The following is an 18,775-nucleotide window of genomic DNA, read 5'->3' on the forward strand; positions in this document are numbered from 1 at the left end:
GCGGGCCAGGCCGACCTGGCGGCCGGTCTCCGGCCACTCGTCCTCGTGTCCTAGGTGCGCACGGCGCGCAAGAGGAGCGGCAGCCATGCGCGAGCCACCAACCAGCCGGCGATGAAGCCCAGGATGGCGGCGGCCACCACCAGCGCGCCGATGAACACCGTGACCGAGGTGCGCACGTCGTCTCGGGTCTCGGCCTGCGCGAAGGCCGCCACCGCGGGCGCGAGGGCGTTGGCGAGGCGCTCCAAGGAGGCGGGGGCCTGCCCGAGCTGGGTGAGCGAGGCCCCCAAGAGGATCTTGGTGAGCCAGTCCGAGACCTGCTCGAGGTTGGTGTTGGGACCGACCCGCTCGGAGAGCCCGTTCCTGCTGGCATCGTCTCGCTCGTAGAGCCTGTCGAGCGACGCGTAGGACATGCCCACCACCGCGCGGCCGTCATCTGCGCCCGACTGGGCGGCGATGACGGTCCGCGGGATGCCGAAGAGGAACCCGAGGAAGGCCCCGACCAGGCTGGCCGCCCCGCCGACGAGCAGGAGCAGCGAAGCGGGTCTCCACCAGCCGCTCTCGGTCATCCACAGGGAGAAGAGAAGCACGGCGGCAGCGCCGAGCACCGCGGCGGCGGCGGCCGGGGCGACGCTCCACCAAGCCGCCTTCCGGATGGACGAGGACATCTGCTCCCCCTTGGTCGCGCGTGTCGTGGGCACCGTGCGGCCATCACCGGTCTGGGGGGGCGGACGGCGCGCCGACATCTCCGGCCGGACGCTCCCTCGGCGGTTCGACCTCGAGGAGGTCCACGTCGGCGCGGACGGCCAGCACCTCCCAGTAGAAGCCCTGCGCACGGGCCGAGCAGTCGGCCGTCCGGACGTCGAAGCGCCCGTCCACCACCGGGGAGACGGCGAGAGGCGCCGCGGCATCCGGCCCGGTGAAGACGGGGGTGACGACGACGGAGCGCCGCTCTCGCCGCACGAGCGCCTCGAAGTAGTCCGGCAGGAGGACCGTGACACACCCGTCAGGGCCCGTCCGAGCACTGCCGCGGTAGAAGACCGCGTTCTCGGGCCCCTCGACCGCGGCGTGCACGAGTGAGGCATCAGCCGGCCGCAACGGATGGTCGATCACGAACTGCTTGACGCGACCGCGGATCGCGCCGTCCGACCACATCGAGGCCTTGAACTCACCCGGCGGGCCCACGCCGACGACCCCCTCAGCGACGACGTCGAAGGTGTGGACCCCACCGTGGATCCCCGAGGGCATGCCCTGGGTGGGGTGTCGCCCGGCGGTCCCCAGCCGTCCGTCGACAGTGAGCTCTCCGTTGCCGCCCCAGGCGGCGCTGACGCTCACGCCGGACCGGTTGAGGAGGTAGAGGTGCTCGTCACCGGTGATGTGCAGGCGGCCGGGCGAGGTCAGGGAGCGGCCAGCGTCCATCCTCACGTCACCGTGGACGGCGAGCTCGGCCGGCTGGCCGCCTCCCACGTGCACCGGGTCCCCGCCGTCCCAGTTGAGGTGGAGGGGGCCTGAGGCATCAGCGCCCGCCGCCTTGCCGGCGACGTGCCTGCTGACGAGCCGCGCGTCGGCGCCCGCACCGGCGGTGATGTCACCGCTGACAGACAGTGGCCCGTCCAGCACTGTCGGCGCGCCACCGAGCAAGCCCTGCTCGCGCAGGGCCCCCTCCATGGACGCCACCTTCTCCTCCAGCTGCCTGAGGTTCACGAGTTCTCCTTGGATGGTCGGGAGCTCCGGCATGGCGACGACGGGGGAGAACACCTGGCAGTGCCCCTGGTCGACGGCGCACCTCGTGCCGCGGTCGACCACCTCGTCGATGGCGACCGCGACGTCCCGGAGAGCGTTCGTCAGGTCGCGTCGCGTCGCCTCGCGGTCAGCGCCCTCCAGCGACCGGTACTCGTCGAAGTCGCTGAGTGGACGGGCGAGGACGAACTCGAGGTTCGCCTTCGCGTCACGGAGCCTGAGGTAGTGACGTCCGAGGTCGTTGAGGACGTCGCGCTGGTTCTGACGGACCAAGGAGTTCGGCGCCGGTAACGGGGGCAGCGGCACCGTGCTCCGGTAGTCGGACGTCAGGGCCATGACCGGCACCGGGTGCTCGAGGACCGTCTCAGGGAAGCGCTGCGCCTCCGTCAACATGCTCTCGACGTCGGACCGCACGACCTCACCGGACCCACCGCTGCGCGTCACCGACACGTTCACCGAGCTCGTCCTCGCGATGCTCTTGAGCTCGCTCTCGAAAGCGGCCGAGGCGGTGAACACCCCGTAGTAGCCCGTCAGCTTCGCCTTGACGTCCTGCTGCTGGGTCCTGCTGCTCGTCTGCACCTCGATGAGTCCGTAGTACGAGCCTCCTCGGACGAAGCCCTCGACGTACTCCCACCCGTACGCGGCGGCGAACTCCTCCCAGCCGCGCTGGATGAGCAGCTCACGTGCTTCGGGCTTGAGTACGGGGTTGCGCAGGACCTGAGGAGCGTTGACGACCCGGCAGCGCATGAGGGCGTACGTGAAGTAGTCGTTGACCGTCACCGAGCTGGTGAGGTTGAACTCCGCCGAGACGCCCCAGGAGGACTTGAAGCTGGCGGACGTGGCGACGCTCAGCTTGGTGGTCAGCTCGCGGCTGCTGGCGACCGACTCGAGCGTGAAGACGACCTGCTGGCCGACGCCGGCATCAACGGGCTGTGGTGGGTCGAACGCGACCGCGGTGCCGAAGACGGCGCCCGTGTCGGTGTTGACACCCCGACCGACGTACATCTGGCTGCCTACCGGCACCTGGGGCATCTCGTCTCCTCGGGAAACGGTCAACGCATCTCGACTGGGCAAGGACGCTAGGAGGTGGTGGGCCGGTCGCACATACGCCCATGTGCGTACGACGGCTCCGCCATGACAGGCCTGGACGGCGTCTGGGCGTCATGGACGCGCAGCCCTCCAGCGGCGAGCGCCCGCCCAGAGGACCTGTGGGCCGGTGACCGCGAGGTTCCCAGGACACGATGATCGAATCGTCGTGGAGCCCGGCCAGCAGAAGAGCTCGCGACGTCGCATCACGTCGACGCGCTGCGGAGACGGTCTCGGACGGCGGGACGACGAAACACAGGCGTGCACGGGCGGCCTGTCCGGGCACGACGGCTGCGACGACGACGTCACGGACGCCCTGTCGTACGCGCACCGGGGTCGCCTCGTCGGGACGAGGCTCCGCGAGCATCGGTCTGCGCGGTTCCTCCCCCGGCTCTTGTGCTCCCCAGCGAGCGACTGTCACTCTGCGTCATGGCTTGGGGACCTGCCGCCTGCCTGTCCGACCGCGACCGCCGCGCGGTGCTCGAGGCCTCGTCGTGGCTGTCCGAGAGCGACGACCTGGAGCAGCTGGCCCGGCGGGGTGCGCAGCAGCTGCAGGTCCTGCTCGCCGCCGAGGTGTGCGCCTTCACCGAGATCGACGTCCGTGCCCACCGCGCCGTCGTGGTGCTGCTCCCGGCGGTGCCGCGCTACCTCGAACCGGCTCAGCAGGCGGGACGCACCCTCGACGACAACCCGATCACCAGCTACTGGGCGGCCGACTCCAGGCCCGGTCCCTCGCGCGTCAGCGACCACCTGTCGCAGCAGGCGTGGCGGGCGACCGCCACCTACGGCGAGGTGCTGGGGCCCATGGGCACACCGCACATGCTCGGCGTCCCGCTGGTGCGGGCCGCGCAGGGCGGACCCAGCTGCGCCGTCGCACGCAGCGGCAGTGACTTCACCGACCGCGAGCTGGGCATCGCCCAGGCGCTGCAGGTGGCCCTGGTGGCGCTCCACCGGCACGTGGCGACGGTCGTCGAGGACCGCGAACGTCGATCGCTCGTGGCCGGCAGCCCGCTGGCGCACCTGCTGACGGAGCGCGAGCGCGAGGTCCTGGTGCTCCTGAGCTCGGGCGTCACGGCCCACGTCATGGCGCGCCGGCTCGGGATCAGCACGGCGACCGTCCGGAAGCACCTCGAGCACCTGTACCGCAAGCTGGACGCCCACGACCGTCTGACGGCCGTCAACCGCGCGCACGAGCTCTGCCTGCCCGGGCTGAGGACCCAGGCCCTCAGCCGGCCGGTCGAGGACGGCGCCCTCCGCCTCGGTGGCCCAGGACCGCGACGACCGGCGGCCCGGTGATCTGGCGCGCCGCGGGAGCCCGTGGACCGCTGGACGACCTCACCCGCCGGTGCGCGGTGCGCTGCGGCCAGGTCCGGCCCTCGACCTCCTCATCGAGCCAGCCGAAACCCGCCCACGGCTTGCGCACGCACGTCGACCACCCGCTTCCCGCTCCGGCCCGGCCGTCCGACCGGGTCGGACGCACAGCCGCCCGGGCCCGTGCGCCGCCGACCTCGTCCCCAGCCACGTCCGGGGCGCGGGGCGCCCGGATGCGCCGCCGCGGCCTGACGTCGCGCCGAGGACGCGCAGTCGTGCCAGCATCCGGAGGTGAGCAGCGGGGCGGCGGACCTTGTCGGCCAGGGGGCCTTCGACCTCGACCTCGAGGGCCCGCGGGAGCCGGACCTCGAGGACGACGCCCCCGAGGCGTCCGGCGCCGAGCAGGCGCGCCAGTCGATCGACGACCTGGTCCGCGGCGCGCAGCGCTACCGGACCTCCGCGCAGTACCTGGACCTCCTGCGGTTCGTCGGCACCTCCCGCCGGTACGGGCCGTACAACCTCGTCCTGGTCCACGTCCAGAGGCCGGGGTCGACCCACGTCCTCACGGCCGCCCGCTGGCGCGAGGCCCACGGCCGGGTCGTGCGCGCCGACGCCCAGCCGCTGCTGGTCCTCCAGCCGCGCGGCCCGGTGGTGGTCGTCCACGACGTCTCCGACACCGAGCCGCTGGACGGCGCACCGCCGCTGCCGCGCGAGATCACCGAGCCGCTCGCCGTCACCTTCGGCAGCGACGCCGACGTGCGGGCGCGCCTGGACCGGCTCGAGGACAACCTCATCGGGCTCGGCGTCCGGGTCTCCACCGGACGGCTCGGCTCCCAGCAGGCGGGCTCGGCGCGCGCGGCCTCCGGCCGCAGCCTGCGCCGCGAGCGCCGCGCCCGCGGCGGCCGGCAGCAGACGATCACCGAGCAGGTGCCCCTGCGCTACGACGTCGTCCTCCGCGAGGGCCTCGACCCCCGGGCGCGCCTGGTCGCGCTGGTGCACGAGGTCGCGCACGTCCTGTGCGGCCACCTCGGGACGCCGGACCCGCTGTGGTGGCCCGACCGCAGCCGCGTCGCGCACGACGTCGAGGAGTGGGAGGCCGAGTCCGTGGCCTACCTCGTCGCCCGCCGCGCCGACTCCTCGGTGCAGGTGCCGCCCTCCCTGCACCAGCACCTGGACCGCGGTCTCCAGCCGCCCGTCTTCAGCCTCGAGCGCGTCGCCAAGGCCACCGCCGACGTCGAGGCCTACTGCACGCGCCGGCTGCGCACCGCCGAGACCGGCAAGGCGCGGCCGACGTCCTGACCGCCCGGGCGCCATGGCGCCTGTCGTGACCAGATCGGGACGGAGCGACACCGCTGACCGGGGCTCTCGCGGGGCTACCGTGCCCGCACCACCGTGCCCGGCGCCCACGCCGCGGGGACCGGTCGTCGACGACGACGCCCGAGATCGGAGAGTCGTGAACTCAGTGCTCCTCGCCGCCATCGGCATCGTCATGGTGCTCGCGGGCTACGCCCTCTACTCCAAGCACCTGGCGAGCCGCATCTACCGGCTGGACGACCGCATCCCCACGCCGGCGCACGAGCTCGCCGACGGCGTCGACTACGTGCCGACGAACAAGTACGTCCTGTGGGGCCACCACTTCACCTCGGTGGCCGGCGCCGCACCGATCGTCGGGCCCGCCATCGCCGTGATCTGGGGATGGCTGCCGGCGTTCCTGTGGGTGACGATCGGCACGATCTTCTTCGCCGGGATGCACGACCTCGGGGCGCTGTGGGCCTCGGTCCGCAACAAGGGCCAGTCCATCGGGACGCTCTCGGGCCGCTACGTCGGCGCCCGGGGGCGCAACCTCTTCCTCGTCGTCATCTTCCTGCTGCTGCTCATGGTCAACGCGGCCTTCGCCGTCGTGATCTCCGGGCTGCTGGTGAGCACGCCCACCTCGGTCATCCCGGTGTGGGGCGCCATCGCCGTCGCCCTGGTCATCGGCCAGCTGATCTACCGCGCGAAGATGAACCTGGCGGTCGTCTCCGTCGTCGGCGTGGTGGCGCTGTACGCGCTCATCCTCGTGGGCGACCAGGTGCCGGTCGTCCTCCCCGAGACGATCCTCGGGCTCTCGGCCGCGGCCTTCTGGGTGCTGGTGCTCTTCCTCTACGCCGGCGTCGCCTCGCTGCTGCCGGTGTGGATGCTGCTGCAGCCGCGCGACTACATCAACGGCCTGCAGCTGTTCATCGGCCTCGGCATCCTCTACGGCGCGGTGCTCCTGTCCTCGCCGACGATCGTCGCGCCCGCCGTGAACACCGCCGTCCCCGAGGGCACGCCGAGCCTCGTGCCGCTGCTGTTCGTCACCATCGCCTGCGGCGCCATCTCCGGCTTCCACGGCATCGTGGCGTCCGGCACCAGCGCCAAGCAGCTGGACCGGGAGACCGACGCCCGCTTCGTCGGCTACTTCGGCGCGGTCGGCGAGGGCCTGCTCGCGCTCGGCGCGATCATCGCCACCACGGCCGGCTACCAGATGCTCGCGAACTGGGAGGCGGTCTACTCGGCGTTCGGCCAGGGCGGTGTCACGGCCTTCGTCGAGGGCGGCAGCAGCATCGTCAACGCCGGCCTCGGCATCTCGCCGTCGCTGTCCGCGACGATCCTCGCGACGATGGCGGTCCTGTTCGCCGCGACCACGATGGACACCGGCGTCCGCCTGCAGCGCTTCGTCGTGCAGGAGGTCGCCCAGCTCGCCGGGGCGCGCGTCGGCAAGGGCCTGGCCACGGCCGTCGTGCTGGTCGTCGGCATGGGCCTGGCCTTCGGCGCCGGGGCCGACGGCTCGGGCGGCATGCTCATCTGGCCGCTGTTCGGCACGACGAACCAGCTGCTCGCCGGGCTGACGCTCTCGATCGTCGCGGTGATGCTCATGCGCAAGCGGCGCCCGGTGCTGCCGGTGCTCGTGCCGCTGGTCTTCGTGCTGGTGATGTCGGTCTTCGCGGCCGTCGTGCAGCTGGGGACCTTCTACGCCAGCGGCAGCTGGCTGCTGCTGGGCCTCGACGCGGTCATCATCGTGGCCGCGCTGTGGGTGGTGGTCGAGGCCGCGATCGCGATGGCGAGGGCCCGCTCGGGCCCGCCGGAGACCGACGACGACGACCGCCGGGTGCCGGTGGAGGAGGACGTCGTCGACCGGTGAGCGGCCCCCTCCCCGAGCGCCCCGGCGCGCTGGCCCGGCTGTCGGCGGGCCTGCGCGAGCTCTACGTGGCGCCCTACCGCCGGACGTTCGCGCGGGCCCGGCGCGACGAGGACGACCTGTTCATGATGGTCGTCCTCGCCGACGCCCTCGGCGTGCCGAACCCGGTCAGCTACTACACCGTCGAGCTCCTGCCGGTGATGTACGACCGCTTCCACGACTGGCACCGGCGCATGGACATGGAGCGCTCGCCGCTGGACTCGATCTCGTGCTGCTGAGCCCGGTCGTCCCGGGGTCGCCGTGAGGGTCCAGGGGGCACCGTGCTGATCGAGCTGGCCGCGTCGCGGCAGGTGCTCGTCGTCGGGGGCAAGGGCGGGGTCGGCAAGACGACGGTCGCCTCCGCCGTGGCGCTCGCCCAGGCGCGCGCGGGCCGGCGCGTGCTCGTGGTCTCCACCGACCCCGCCCACAACCTGGGCCACCTGTGGCAGCGCCCGGTCGGGGACGGCGTCGTGCGGCTGGCCGACGGGCTCGACGGGCTGGAGATCGACCCGCGCCGCACGACCGACGAGCACCTGCGGGCGGTGGGCCGCACGATGCGCCGGCTCATGCCCGAGCACCTGTCCGGCGAGGTGGACAAGCACCTCGCGCTCGCCCGCGACGCCCCCGGCACGCACGAGGCGGCGGTGCTCGAGCGCCTCGCCGAGGTGCTCGAGGACGCCGCGCACGACCTCGTCGTGCTCGACACCGCGCCGTCGGGCCACACGAGCCGGCTCATGTCCCTGCCCGAGACGATGTCCGCCTGGACCGAGGGGCTGCTGCGCCGCCAGGGCCGCTCGGACCGCTTCGGCGCCGCGCTCCGGGGTCTCGACGACGACGGCGCCGCCGCGAGCGTGATCGGCGGGGGCGGCCGGCGCGAGCAGCGAGCCGAGCGCGACAGCGAGATCCGCCGCGTGCTGCTGCGCCGGCGCACCCGCTTCGCGCACCTGCGCGACCTGCTCACCGACGAGGCGCGCACCGCCTTCGCCATCGTGCTCGCCGCCGAGCGGCTGCCCGTGCTGGAGACGGTCGAGCTGCACGAGCAGCTCGCGCGCACCGGCGTCTCCGTCGGCGCGCTCGTGGTGAACAAGCGCTCCCCCGCCGACGCCGGAGACCTCCTGGCCCGGCGGCACGCCCAGGAGGAGGAGCACCTGGCCACCGTGCGGAGGGCGCTGCCCGACGTGCCGCTCGTCGAGCTGCCGCTGCTGGCGGAGGACGTCGTGGGAGAGCACGCGCTCGTGGCGTTCGCCGACCTCGTGGCGCGCACCGCGCCCTGAGGTCGGAGCGGCCGACCTCAGCGAGGCCGGGGCCGACGAGCGCCCGCCGTCACCGCGGCCTCGGTCACCGCGCTCGGGGTCACCGCCCTCCGGGCACCGCGCGCCAGGGCAGGCTGCCGGGGCGCACGCGCTCGACGTCCTCCCAGGTGAGCCAGCCGAGACGGCCGGCGGCCGCGCGCGCCACGGGGCCGGGGCGGTGGGCCAGGTGCCGGGCCAGCACCTCGGGGCGCGTCGTGTACGCGGTGTGGAGGTGGCCGTAGAGGCGGGAGGTGGGGTCGTCGCGGAAGACCTCCGGCGTCAGCAGCAGCACGCACGTGCGGTCCGGGCGGCGCTCGCGCAGCGCCTGCTCGGCGAGGCCGGGGTTCGCGTCGAGGGTGGCGTCGATGACGCGGGCCAGGTGGTTGCGGACCACGTCGAAGGTCACGTGCGTGGCGACGTCGGAGAGCACCTTCGCCTCGACGACGACGGCGGCACCGGTGGTCGGGCTGACGATGACGGCGGCGGCCGGGGTCGCGCCCTCGAGCCTCGTCGTGTCGCGGCCCTGCTGGTACTGCTGGTAGGTGAGCACGTGGCGACGCAGCTCGTGGCGCAGGTGGTGCTGGTAGCTGGCGGGCGACGGCAGGGACGCCTCGAGGAAGAGCTGCGGGTCCGGGCCGAGCGCGTCGGCCCACGAGGCGAAGCCGGGGAACGGCGGGACGTCGCCGTAGGCGCGGGCGAGCACGGCGCAGAGGTCCTGCAGCGGGTCGGTCCCCGCGAAGAGGGTCATCAGCGCGGTCGCCGTCCAGAAGCGCTCGTCGCGGTCGATCGGCGAGTCCGCCGCGAGCGACTGCTGGCGGGGGATGCGGCTGAGGGCCTCCGCGGCGGCCTGAGCCGCCAGCTGCTCCCGGTAGTGGTCGAGGCGGGCGGCGGGGTCGCCGGCACCACCGACCGCGGCGAAGCGGGCGAGCACCTGCTCCTCGCTGAAGGGCAGGTAGGTGGGGTGCATCACGGCGGTGTCCATGCCCAGCCCATCGGGTGGAGACCGGTGGGGTTGATCACGGCTGCTGCGGCCAGGTCACGCCGGGTACGGCGAGCGGGTGGCCGGGCTGGGCCGAGAGGGCGAGGCGGCGGTGTGCGCGTCAGGTCGTGTTGCGGCAGGTCGGCTCGGCGCCGGCCTCCGCGAGACGGGTGGTGGCGGTGCGCAGGCTGGTCTGGAGCGAGCTCATGCGCGGTCTCTCCCGAGAGGGCAGCGGCCGCGCCGGGCGACTGGATGATCGGTCCGAGTCGCCGTCCAGGACCTGACGGAGGGATGGGCCGTGCAGCGGCACTGGGTGTGATGGTGCGGTGGCGCGGTGGCGCGGTGGCGCGGTGGTCAGCCACCCGGTCGTCAGGAGCAGGTCGTCCGGACCCCTCGGCGAGGTCCATCGCCACGCCGCAGCAGCCGCGCGTCGGGCGGCCCTCCTGCGCGGCCCGTCATCGGAGCGGCACGCGCAGCCTGCCTGCGAGCAGCTCGCCCGGCGAGACGAGCGGTGATCGGCGGCCACAGCGGATAGTCAGCCGGAGGGCGGCGTCGACCCGCTGGACGTCCGTGGGCACGCGCTTCCCGCCCCCAGACGTTCTCGTCCCCCGCTCGGGTCGGGCGAGGTCAGCCCGTCGCAGCGCAGGCGCCGACACGGCCGGCATCGCACGCAGGGGAGGTCAGCCCGGCCAGGGTGCCGTCCCGGGAGGCGCGACCTAGCCTCGACCACCGAGACCGGTCAGGACCAGGCCAGCGCGACCACGCGCACACGCGAGCACACCGGGAGCAGTCGATGACCGAGCAGACGCCCAGCAGCCGCCCCTTCGCCGTCGTGACCGGGGGCTCGAGCGGCATCGGCCTCGAGCTCGCCCGCCAGCTGCTCCAGCGCGGGCACGACGTGCTGGTGTGCGCCGAGGACGCCGAGCTCGACGCCGCGCGGGACCAGCTGCGCGCCGAGCAGGGCGCAGCCCCGGTGGTCGTCGAGTCCTTCCACGCCGACCTCACCACCGCCACCGGCGTCGGGGCCCTCGTCGCCGCGGTGGCGGCGACCGGTCGTCCGGTGGATGTCCTGGCCCTCAACGCCGGAGTCGCGAACGGCGGCCCCTTCCTCGAGACGCCGATCGAGGGGGACGTCGCCCTCATCGACCTCAACATCACGGCCGTGGTGCGCCTGGCGAAGGCCCTGCTGCCGGCGATGGTCGCGCGCGGCGAGGGCCGCGTGCTGATCACCTCCTCCAGCGCGGCGACGCAGCCCGGCCCCTGGTACGCCACGTACGCGGCGTCCAAGGCGTTCGACCTGTCCTTCGCCGAGGCCATCCGCCACGAGCTGAAGGGCACGGGCGTGACGGTCACCGCCCTCATGCCCGGCCCGACCGACACGGAGTTCTTCGAGCGCGCCGGCATGGAGGGCACGGGGGCGGGGAAGGGCCCGAAGGACGACCCGGCGAAGGTCGCCGCGGCCGGCCTCGACGCGCTCTTCGACGGCAAGGACGAGGTGACCGCGTCGATGGCGGCCAAGTCCCAGGCGGCTTCGGCGGCCGTGCTGCCCGAGACGGCGAACGCGGCGATGCAGGGAGCGCTCACCAAGCCGCGCGACTGACGAGCCCGCCGCGTCGGACGGCCCCTGGCGCGACCGTGCGTCAGTCCCCCAGCAGCACGTCCAGGTCGACGACGAGGCCGGGCCACCCGGGAGTGTCGCCACGACCCGTGACGACGCCCACCTGCCGGTACGCGCCGTCCTCGAGCGCGTACATCCGCAGGCTCGGCTCGAGCGGGTCGAGGACCCAGTACTGCGGCAGGCCCGCCCTGGCGTACTTCGAGGCCTTGCGGACCAGGTCGTCACCGCGGTTCGTCGAGAGCACCTCGACGCACAGCAGCGGCGTGCCCGTGAAGCGGACCTGCTCGTCGGTGCGGGGGTGGACCATGACGTCCGGGCCGTACTCGTCGGCTCCCGGCTTCCACCCCCACGCCGTGACGACGTCGTGCCCGGTGAGCAGGTGCTGCTCGAGCAGCCTGGCCAGCCGCCGTGCGGCGTTCTGGTGCTGGCGGCTGGGGGGCGTCCCGACCAAGCAGCCGTCGATGTACTCGCCGTGGACGTCGTCTCCCAGGCAGACGTACTCGTCCCAGCCCATCGGCCGCTCGGGCGCGAGGTCACGCCGGACCACCGGCAGCGTCATGGCCCGAGGCTACGCACGCCGTGCCCAGCGGGCGCCGTCTCCACGTCCGCCATCGGGGCGTGCCGAAGACCTCCTGCACCCGCCGCGCCTCGCGCCACGGCACCTCCCAGGGCCAGCGGCCGACGTCGTCGGGCCAGACGACCTGCAGGGCGGGCACGAGCCCGGCGTGGCCGGGCGTGGCGTAGATCTCCTGCGCGACGACGAGCCGCTGCGGGTGCCGTACGCGCACGACTCGCCACACGACGGCGTGGCCGAGGTCGACCTCCGTGCCGGCGGTCAGCCGGTGACCGGCCTGCACGTGCTCGACTACCGCGTGCAGCACCCCGCAGGCCACGTCCGGCGGGAGACCGCTGACGACCACTTCCGGATGCCCCTCCTGGCGCGTGAGGCCCAGCGTGTACGCGAAGGGCGGCCCGGTGATGTCGCCCTCGACCATCTGGTGCGACCACCCGTGCTCCTCGATCTGCGCCAGGTGCTGCGCCCTGACCTCCTCGTGGGTCCTGCCGTCGCAGATCACGCACACGCTCCTGGCCCCTCTCCACCCGCTCGTCGTCCCGGTGGCGAGACGCTAGGGACGGACGCTGCGGCGGAACCGGCTCCCGCCGGGACCTGTGGACGCCCACCGCTGCGGGCGGCCTGTGGGCGCGGCGGGGACACGGTCCACCCGTGCCGGGTAGCGAGGTGGCGGTGCCGACGCACGACGTCGGGGACGACGCCGGGCGCCACGCCGACGACTGCTGTTGACAGGTCCACTTCGGCGGACGACTGTCGTTGCCCGGGGGACGCGTCGGTGCGTCCGCTTCGTCGAGCACCCGGCGACCAGGACCGACGGCGGGCAGGACCCTCGATGACCGAGACGACGACCGAGCTCGACCGGCGGCTGCGCGGCATGGACGCCGAGCAGCTCCCGGCCGGGAAGCACGAGCTGCACGGCCCCGGGCACTTCGCCGGCCTCTACTCCGCGGAGAACATCGCGGGGACGGAGTTCGTCTTCGGGGCGACGTTCGTCATCCTCGGCGCCAGCTTCACCGACGTCCTCATCGGCCTGGCGATCGGCAACCTGCTCGCGGTCCTGAGCTTCCGATTCCTCACGGCGCCGATCGCGGTGCAGACGCGGATGAGCGTCTACACCTACCTGGACCGGGTCGCCGGCGGCCTGACGACCAAGCTCTTCAACGGCGTCAACGCGCTGGTCTTCGCCATCATCTCGGCGGCGATGATCACCGTGTCGGCCACCGCCTTCAACATCGTCCTGGACTTCCCGGCGCAGCAGGAGGCGTACCCGACGAGCCTGAGCTTCATCGTGCTCGCCGTGGTCCTCGGGTCGGTCGCGGTTGTCGTCGCGGCCTTCGGCTTCAACGCCCTCGCCGAGTTCGCGAGCACCTGCGGACCCTGGCTGATCGTCATGTTCGCGACGGGCGGCATGGCGCTCATCCCCGCCGTCTCCCAGGACGTGACCGGCTCGACCGTCCTCGGCAGCTGGGGCGACTTCATCGCCCTCGGCGAGAGCTCGATCTTCACCGGCCAGACCCCCGAGGGCACCGCAGGCATCAGCCTGCTCGGGATCATCGGCTACAGCTGGGCGGCGAACTCCTTCGCGCACACCGGCCTCGTCGACATGTCGCTCCTGCGCTACGCCAAGAAGAGCTCGTACGGCTACACCTCGGCGACCGGCATGTTCCTCGGCCACTACATGGCCTGGGTCGCCGCCGGCTTCATGGGCGCGGCCGCCGCGGCGATCGTCGGCACCAGCATCACCGTCATCGAGCCCGGCCAGGTCGCCTTCCAGGCGCTCGGCTACGCCGGTCTCGCGGTCGTCGTCGTCGGCGGCTGGACGACGGCGAACGCGAACCTCTACCGGGCGGGCCTCGCCGGGCAGGGCGCCTTCCCCCGCTTCTCCCGCAAGAAGATGACCCTGGCCATCGGCGTGATCGTCCTGGTGGCGAGCGTCTTCCCCTTCGTCTACCGCGGCTACCTCAACCTGGTGACGTACGCGGGCATCACGATCGTCCCGGTCGGCGGCATCCTCTTCGCCGAGCACTTCCTCCTCAAGCGCTTCGGGATGACGCCGTTCTGGGCCCGCTACAAGGGCGTGAACAACAAGGCCGCGCTGCTGGCGTGGGGCGTCACCCTGGCGCTGGCGGCGACGGCGGTCGCGACCGGCCTCATGCCCGTGTACTTCGCCTTCGTGCCCGCGTTCCTGATCAGCATGGGGCTGTACGTCCTGCTCGCCAAGAAGATGGGCGCGGCGCAGCGCTACCCCGACGGCGAGGCGGCCGACGCCCTCTTCGCCGAGCGGGTGGAGGTGCTCCACGCCGAGCAGGCCGAGGAGTCGCCCACCGACGTCGACACGACCGACCGGCGCCCGCTGACCCGCGTGCTGCGCGTCGTGTGGCTGGTGGACCTGGCCGTCATCTTCGTCATGGGGCTCGTCGTGCTCTTCGCCAGCCCCGACACCGCCGCGTACGAGGCCAACCGCACGGCCTTCTGGTGGGTCGCCGCCGTGGGCACGGTCGTCTACTTCGTCACGGCGTACTGGGCGCTGCGGCGCCACAAGGCGCACGCGACGCGCGTGCTCGCCGAGCGCGGCGTCGACGACCCGGAGGGTCGGGCCGCCCAGACCACGTGACGCCGTGATGCGCCCGCGCCACAGGCGCGAGCGACCGCCCGTCGTCACGGAGGAGGGGCCGGCGAGCGCCGACCGGCCGCCGGTGCCGTCGTCGAGCCCTTCACCGCCCAGCACTCCGCGGCCGCGCGCCAGGCGTACCGCGACGTCGGGAAGGGCAGCGGGCACCGGGACCACCGCGGCGTCGACCAGCGCCTGCAGGTACCGCTCCGACTCCGGCTCGTCCCGCAGGACGGCGACGACCGCGGAGGTGTCGACGACCACCGCGGCAGGCCCTGCGCGTCGCAGAGCTCAGCCGCGGGGTCGGCCGCCGCCGTGCGCCACCGCGGCGTCGCTCCCGTCAGCGAGCGGTCAGCCCCAGGGATCGGCGATGCCCGCGTACAGCGTCTCGAGGTACTCCTCGATGCCCTCCTCACCGCCCTCGCGGCCCAGCCCGGACTGCTTGACGCCACCGAAGGGCGCCGCGGGGTTCGAGATGACGCCGGCGTTGATCCCGAGCATCCCGGTCTCCAGGCGCTCAGTGAGGCGCAGCGCCCGCGGGGTCGAGGTCGTGTAGGCGTAGGCCACGAGCCCGAACTGCGTGTCGTTGGCCAGCGCCACGGCCTCGTCCTCGGTCTCGAAGGTGACCACCGGTGCCACGGGACCGAAGATCTCCTCCTGGAGCAGACGCGCGCCGAGGGGCACGTCGGCCAGCACGGTCGGGGCGAAGAAGTACCCCGGGCCCTCGACCCGAGATCCCCCGGTGAGGACCCGGGCGCCGCGGGCCACGGCGTCGTCGACCAGGTCGGCGACCTTCGTCCGGCCCTTCTCGTTGATGACCGGCCCGACCTGCGCGCCGTCCTCGGTGCCGCGGGAGACCGTCACGGCCCCCACGCGCTCGGCCAGCCTCGCGGTGAACGCCTGCGCGACCGAGGAGTGCACGTAGAAGCGGTTGGCCGAGGTGCACGCCTCGCCGCTGTTGCGCAGCTTGGCCAGCAGGGCGCCCTCGACGGCGGCGTCGAGGTCGGCGTCCTCGAAGACCAGGAACGGCGCGTTGCCGCCCAGCTCCATCGAGGTGCGCAGCACGCCGTCCGCGGCCTGCTTGAGCAGCTGCTTGCCCACCGGCGTGGAGCCGGTGAAGGAGAGCTTGCGCAGCCGGGGGTCGGCGATGAGCGGGGCGGTCACCTCGCTCGCGCGGGTGCAGGGCACCACGTTGACCACCCCCTCGGGCACGCCGGCCTCGAGCAGGATCTGGGCGAAGAGCAGGGCCGTCAGCGGCGTCTCCGCCGCAGGCTTGAGCACCACGGTGCACCCGGCCGCCAGTGCCGGGGCGATCTTGCGGGTGGCCATGGCCAGCGGGAAGTTCCAGGGCGTGATGAGCAGGCACGGGCCGACGGGCTTCTTCACCACGAGCAGGCGCTGCTTGCCGTCCGGGGCCGGCAGGTAGCGGCCGGCGACGTGGGCGGCCTGCTCGGAGCTCCAGCGCAGGAACTCCGCCCCGTAGGCCACCTCCCCGCGCGCCTCGGCGAGCGGCTTGCCCATCTCCAGGGTCATCAGCAGCGCGAGGTCCTCGGTGCGCGCGACGACGGCGTCGAACGCCGCCCGCAGCAGCTCGGCCCGCTCCCGAGGGGCCGTCCTCCCCCAGGCCCCCTGGGCCGCGACCGCCGCGTCGAGCGCGGCGGCGCCGTCCTCGACGCTCGCGTCGGCCACGGTGGTGAGGACGGCGCCCGTGGCCGGGTCCTCGACGGCGAAGCGCTCTCCCGCGGATGCCGGCACCCACCGGCCACCGATGAGGAGGTCGGTGGGCACGCTCGCGACCAGGCTGGCCTCCCGGGTCGCCTGTTCCGGCCGGACCGGCTCGGCCCTCGCCGTCTCACCTGTGGTCATGGTCCGTCCCGTCTGCCTGGTCGGACGGCTCGCTGCCGTCCGCGTCGAAGATGATCACCTGCCGGATGGCCTGCCCGTCGGCGAGGGCGTCCATCGCCTGGTTGATGTCCTCCAGGCGCGTCCGCGACGAGATCAGCGCCTCGACCGGAAGGCGCCCCTCGCGCCACATCTGCGCGTACGTCGGGATGTCCCGCGCGGGGACGGCCGACCCGAGGTAGCTGCCGACGATCGTGCGCGCCTCGGCGGTGATGCCCAGCGGTCGGATCGTCGCCTCGGCGGTCGGCGCCGGCAGGCCCACCGTCACGGTCACGCCCCCGACGCCGGTCAGCGCGACCGCCGTCTCGAAGGCGCGCACGTTGCCGGCCGCCTCGACGACGACCGGCGCCTTGAGCCCGGCCTCGAGCGCGTCGGCCGGCGAGAAGGCCTGGGAGGCCCCGAGCTCGAGCGCGCGCGCCAGCTTCTCCGGGACGGCGTCCACCCCGATGACCGGCCCCTTGCCGAGGGAGACGGCGGTCAGGAGGGCCGCCATCCCCACGCCGCCCAGCCCCACGACCACGACGGTGTCCCCGTCCGCCGGCTTGCCGGCGTTGAGCACCGCCCCGCCGCCGGTCAGCACCGCGCACCCGAGCACGGCGGCGACCTCCGGCGGGACGTCGTCGTCGACGGGCACCAGCGAGCGGCGGTCGACGACGGCGTGCGTCGCGAACCCGGAGACGCCGAGGTGGTGGTGGACGTCGTCGCCGGCCCCGACGGCGTCATCGCCGTCGCCGAGCGGGGTGACGGCGTGCAGCCGGCGTCCGCCGCCGAGCAGCTCGCCCGCGTTGTTGGACGCCGACCCCCGCGTGCAGGGCAGGCGGCCGTCGGTCCGGCAGCCGGCGCACTCCCCGCAACGCGGCAGGAAGGCCATGACGACCCGCTGGCCGACGGCGAGGTCGTCGACCTCGGCGCCGACGCGCTCCACCCGTCCCGCCGCCTCGTGGCCGAGCAGCATCGGCACCGGCCGCACCCGGTTGCCGTCGACGACGGACAGGTCGGAGTGGCAGACGCCCGCCGCCTCGATCCGGACGAGCACCTCGGTGGGCCCCGGCTCGTCCAGCTCCAGCTCGACGACGGAGATCGGCCGCGAGGTGGCGTAGGGGCGCTCGTCGCCGATGCGCCCGAGGACCGCGCCGCGGATCTTCACGACGCCGCCCGCTCGGGCGACGCCGACGCGGCCTCGGCGGCCTTCACCGACGCGACGACCGCAGCGGGGTCGTCTCCGGCGCGCAGCGGCCGGCTCGCGAAGACCCCCTCGTGGGCCAGCACCGGCCGCCGGTCCCCCGCGAGCTCGGGGTGCTTCTCCTCCAGGCGGTCCCGGTCGCCGGCGAGCTTGCGCCAGTGCGCGACCGTCTCGCGGTCGCCGCGCCCGACGCCCTCCCAGCTGCGCGGCATCTGCTCGCGCGCCACCCCGGTGGACGCCCGGCCGCCCATGTTGAGCCGGCTCGGGCGGCGGCGCGCCGCCGACCCGCAGGCGGGGCACGCCGGGTCCGGCGCGGTCATGGAGGCAACACCGGCCTCGAAGCGGTGGCCGGTGCCGCAGAGGAAGTCGTGCAGCACCATCAGCGGTACATCCCGTCGGGGGCGTACCGGAGCGTCTTCGCCTGCTCGGCGTCGTGGCCGAAGATGACGTCGGCGCCCGTCTTCTCGGCGATGTCGCGCAGCTTCTCGACGCTCTCCAGCCACTGCAGGTTGTCCCAGACGATGGCGGCGCCGACCGCGGGCGGTCCCCAGGAGTCGCTGAGGTAGACCGCGTCGGAGGTGAAGATCTTCGTGCCCTCCTCGGGCAGGTCGACCTTCAGCGACATCGTCCCCCAGGTGTGGCCGGGGGTCTCGATCACGGAGATGCCGGGGAGGATGTCGACGTCGCCGCTGACGGTCTCGAAGGGCAGGCCGTCGTAGTCGCCGACGATGTGCGCGCCCGCGCTGTACCCGTCGATCTTCCGGGCGCCCTCGAGCTCCTTGTCGTTGACGACGATCCGGGTCTTGCCGCCGGCGAAGTCGCGGGCGTTGGCCGCGTGGTCGAAGTGCAGGTGGCTGAGCACGAGGATGTCGATGTCCTCGGGGGCGAGCTCGAGCGACGCCAGCGAGGTGTCGAGGTAGCCGGGGCCGTCCACGGGCTCCTTGACGGGGAAGAAGTCGTGGAAGCCCGTGGGCGCCCACCGCTGCTCCCAGTCGCGCGGCACCCCGGTGTCCCACAGCACCCGGCCCTCGGGGTGCTCGATGAGCACCGCGTGGGTGGGGCAGTCGCCCCAGACCACGGGGTCGTCCTTGTGGTGGCGGTCCCGGATGGTGCGCCCGCCCTTGAGCAGCAGCCAGGTCAGGTCGGTCTCCATCACACCGGTGGACAGCACGTGGAGCTTGATGTCGGGGGCGTTGCCGGTCACGTCGGACCTCTTCTCTCGCGTCGTCGCGGAGCACGCCGCGGCGGTGCGGCGCCCGCCCACCTTCGGGCGACGAAGCAGC

At 73.6% G+C, this 18,775-nt stretch carries 16 protein-coding genes; 7 read left to right on the forward strand and 9 right to left on the reverse strand.

Annotated elements, in window-relative coordinates:
* Positions 1–50: 50 nt before the first annotated feature.
* Together Q0848_RS13710 and Q0848_RS13715 are read right to left on the reverse strand one after the other, a co-directional pair.
* Positions 51–698, reverse strand: a complete 648-nt coding sequence (locus Q0848_RS13710; RefSeq protein ID WP_299038476.1) for a hypothetical protein — start codon at positions 696–698, stop codon at positions 51–53.
* Positions 699–708: 10 nt separating this feature from the next.
* Complete coding sequence (locus Q0848_RS13715; protein WP_299038478.1) at positions 709–2,769, reverse strand: hypothetical protein; 2,061 nt, start codon at positions 2,767–2,769, stop codon at positions 709–711.
* A 483-nt stretch (positions 2,770–3,252) separates the two neighbouring features.
* On the opposite strand from Q0848_RS13715, the gene Q0848_RS13720 reads away from it, so the two are divergent.
* The 5 genes from Q0848_RS13720 (at position 3,253) to Q0848_RS13740 (ending at position 8,607) form a co-directional block, all read left to right on the forward strand.
* On the forward strand, positions 3,253–4,119 hold the full coding sequence (locus Q0848_RS13720; protein ID WP_299038480.1) for a LuxR C-terminal-related transcriptional regulator: 867 nt from the start codon (positions 3,253–3,255) through the stop codon (positions 4,117–4,119).
* 306 nt (positions 4,120–4,425) lie between these two features.
* Positions 4,426–5,433 (forward strand): hypothetical protein, encoded by a 1,008-nt coding sequence (locus tag Q0848_RS13725; RefSeq protein ID WP_299038482.1) that lies wholly within the window; start codon positions 4,426–4,428, stop codon positions 5,431–5,433.
* Positions 5,434–5,587: 154 nt separating this feature from the next.
* Entirely contained in the window at positions 5,588–7,297 is a 1,710-nt protein-coding gene (locus Q0848_RS13730) for a carbon starvation protein A (RefSeq protein WP_299038484.1), read from the forward strand.
* Positions 7,294–7,572, forward strand: a complete 279-nt coding sequence (locus Q0848_RS13735; protein ID WP_299038486.1) for a cory-CC-star protein — start codon at positions 7,294–7,296, stop codon at positions 7,570–7,572. Before Q0848_RS13730 ends, Q0848_RS13735 begins: the two co-directional genes overlap by 4 nt.
* Before the next feature lie 42 nt (positions 7,573–7,614).
* Complete coding sequence (locus Q0848_RS13740) at positions 7,615–8,607, forward strand: ArsA family ATPase (protein ID WP_299038488.1); 993 nt, start codon at positions 7,615–7,617, stop codon at positions 8,605–8,607.
* A 79-nt stretch (positions 8,608–8,686) separates the two neighbouring features.
* On the opposite strand, the gene Q0848_RS13745 is transcribed toward Q0848_RS13740, so the two are convergent.
* Positions 8,687–9,607 (reverse strand): hypothetical protein, encoded by a 921-nt coding sequence (locus Q0848_RS13745; protein WP_299038490.1) that lies wholly within the window; start codon positions 9,605–9,607, stop codon positions 8,687–8,689.
* A gap of 790 nt (positions 9,608–10,397) precedes the next feature.
* Here Q0848_RS13745 and Q0848_RS13750 point away from each other — a divergent pair.
* A complete protein-coding gene (locus Q0848_RS13750) occupies positions 10,398–11,204 on the forward strand; it encodes an SDR family oxidoreductase (protein ID WP_299038492.1) in 807 nt (268 codons plus the stop codon).
* A 40-nt stretch (positions 11,205–11,244) separates the two neighbouring features.
* Here the strand turns inward: Q0848_RS13750 and Q0848_RS13755 are convergent, their stop codons facing one another.
* Positions 11,245–11,781, reverse strand: a complete 537-nt coding sequence (locus tag Q0848_RS13755) for a Uma2 family endonuclease (protein ID WP_299038494.1) — start codon at positions 11,779–11,781, stop codon at positions 11,245–11,247.
* Positions 11,756–12,298, reverse strand: coding sequence for a DUF4262 domain-containing protein (locus tag Q0848_RS13760; protein ID WP_299038495.1), 543 nt, complete (start codon positions 12,296–12,298; stop codon positions 11,756–11,758). The genes Q0848_RS13755 and Q0848_RS13760 overlap by 26 nt, the downstream gene beginning before the upstream one ends.
* Positions 12,299–12,628: 330 nt before the next feature.
* Here Q0848_RS13760 and Q0848_RS13765 point away from each other — a divergent pair, with 330 nt between their 5' ends.
* The gene (locus Q0848_RS13765) at positions 12,629–14,410 is read left to right on the forward strand and encodes a cytosine permease (RefSeq protein ID WP_299038496.1); all 1,782 of its coding nucleotides are present in this window, start codon (positions 12,629–12,631) and stop codon (positions 14,408–14,410) included.
* Between the two features lie 348 nt (positions 14,411–14,758).
* Here Q0848_RS13765 and Q0848_RS13770 read toward each other — a convergent pair whose 3' ends face one another.
* The 4 genes from Q0848_RS13770 to Q0848_RS13785 are packed head-to-tail and all read right to left on the reverse strand — an operon-like array spanning position 14,759 to position 18,645.
* Positions 14,759–16,273, reverse strand: a complete 1,515-nt coding sequence (locus tag Q0848_RS13770) for an NAD-dependent succinate-semialdehyde dehydrogenase (RefSeq protein ID WP_366146606.1) — start codon at positions 16,271–16,273, stop codon at positions 14,759–14,761.
* The gene (locus Q0848_RS13775; RefSeq protein ID WP_299038499.1) at positions 16,260–17,456 is read right to left on the reverse strand and encodes an alcohol dehydrogenase catalytic domain-containing protein; all 1,197 of its coding nucleotides are present in this window, start codon (positions 17,454–17,456) and stop codon (positions 16,260–16,262) included. Before Q0848_RS13775 ends, Q0848_RS13770 begins: the two co-directional genes overlap by 14 nt.
* Positions 17,453–17,872 carry a zinc ribbon domain-containing protein gene (locus Q0848_RS13780; RefSeq protein WP_299038501.1) on the reverse strand — a complete coding sequence of 140 codons (420 nt, stop codon included), beginning with the start codon at positions 17,870–17,872 and terminating at the stop codon, positions 17,453–17,455. Before Q0848_RS13780 ends, Q0848_RS13775 begins: the two co-directional genes overlap by 4 nt.
* Positions 17,872–18,645 (reverse strand): N-acyl homoserine lactonase family protein, encoded by a 774-nt coding sequence (locus Q0848_RS13785; protein ID WP_366146614.1) that lies wholly within the window; start codon positions 18,643–18,645, stop codon positions 17,872–17,874. Before Q0848_RS13785 ends, Q0848_RS13780 begins: the two co-directional genes overlap by 1 nt.
* Positions 18,646–18,775 lie beyond the last annotated feature (130 nt).

Origin of the sequence: uncultured Pseudokineococcus sp., from assembly GCF_947495735.1 — a bacterium.
In the GTDB taxonomy this organism is placed as follows: domain Bacteria; phylum Actinomycetota; class Actinomycetes; order Actinomycetales; family Quadrisphaeraceae; genus Pseudokineococcus.

What these genes read in the sequence shown, in the direction of transcription:
- Q0848_RS13780 (WP_299038501.1), bottom strand. Translation starts at nt 17,872, where the DNA reads ATGGTGCTGCACGACTTCCTCTGCGGCACCGGCCACCGCTTCGAGGCC.
- Q0848_RS13755 (WP_299038494.1), bottom strand. Translation starts at nt 11,781, where the DNA reads ATGACGCTGCCGGTGGTCCGGCGTGACCTCGCGCCCGAGCGGCCGATG.
- Q0848_RS13765 (WP_299038496.1), top strand. Translation starts at nt 12,629, where the DNA reads ATGACCGAGACGACGACCGAGCTCGACCGGCGGCTGCGCGGCATGGAC.
- Q0848_RS13715 (WP_299038478.1), bottom strand. Translation starts at nt 2,769, where the DNA reads ATGCCCCAGGTGCCGGTAGGCAGCCAGATGTACGTCGGTCGGGGTGTC.
- Q0848_RS13720 (WP_299038480.1), top strand. Translation starts at nt 3,253, where the DNA reads ATGGCTTGGGGACCTGCCGCCTGCCTGTCCGACCGCGACCGCCGCGCG.
- Q0848_RS13785 (WP_366146614.1), bottom strand. Translation starts at nt 18,645, where the DNA reads ATGGAGACCGACCTGACCTGGCTGCTGCTCAAGGGCGGGCGCACCATC.
- Q0848_RS13750 (WP_299038492.1), top strand. Translation starts at nt 10,398, where the DNA reads ATGACCGAGCAGACGCCCAGCAGCCGCCCCTTCGCCGTCGTGACCGGG.
- Q0848_RS13770 (WP_366146606.1), bottom strand. Translation starts at nt 16,273, where the DNA reads ATGACCACAGGTGAGACGGCGAGGGCCGAGCCGGTCCGGCCGGAACAG.
- Q0848_RS13745 (WP_299038490.1), bottom strand. Translation starts at nt 9,607, where the DNA reads ATGGACACCGCCGTGATGCACCCCACCTACCTGCCCTTCAGCGAGGAG.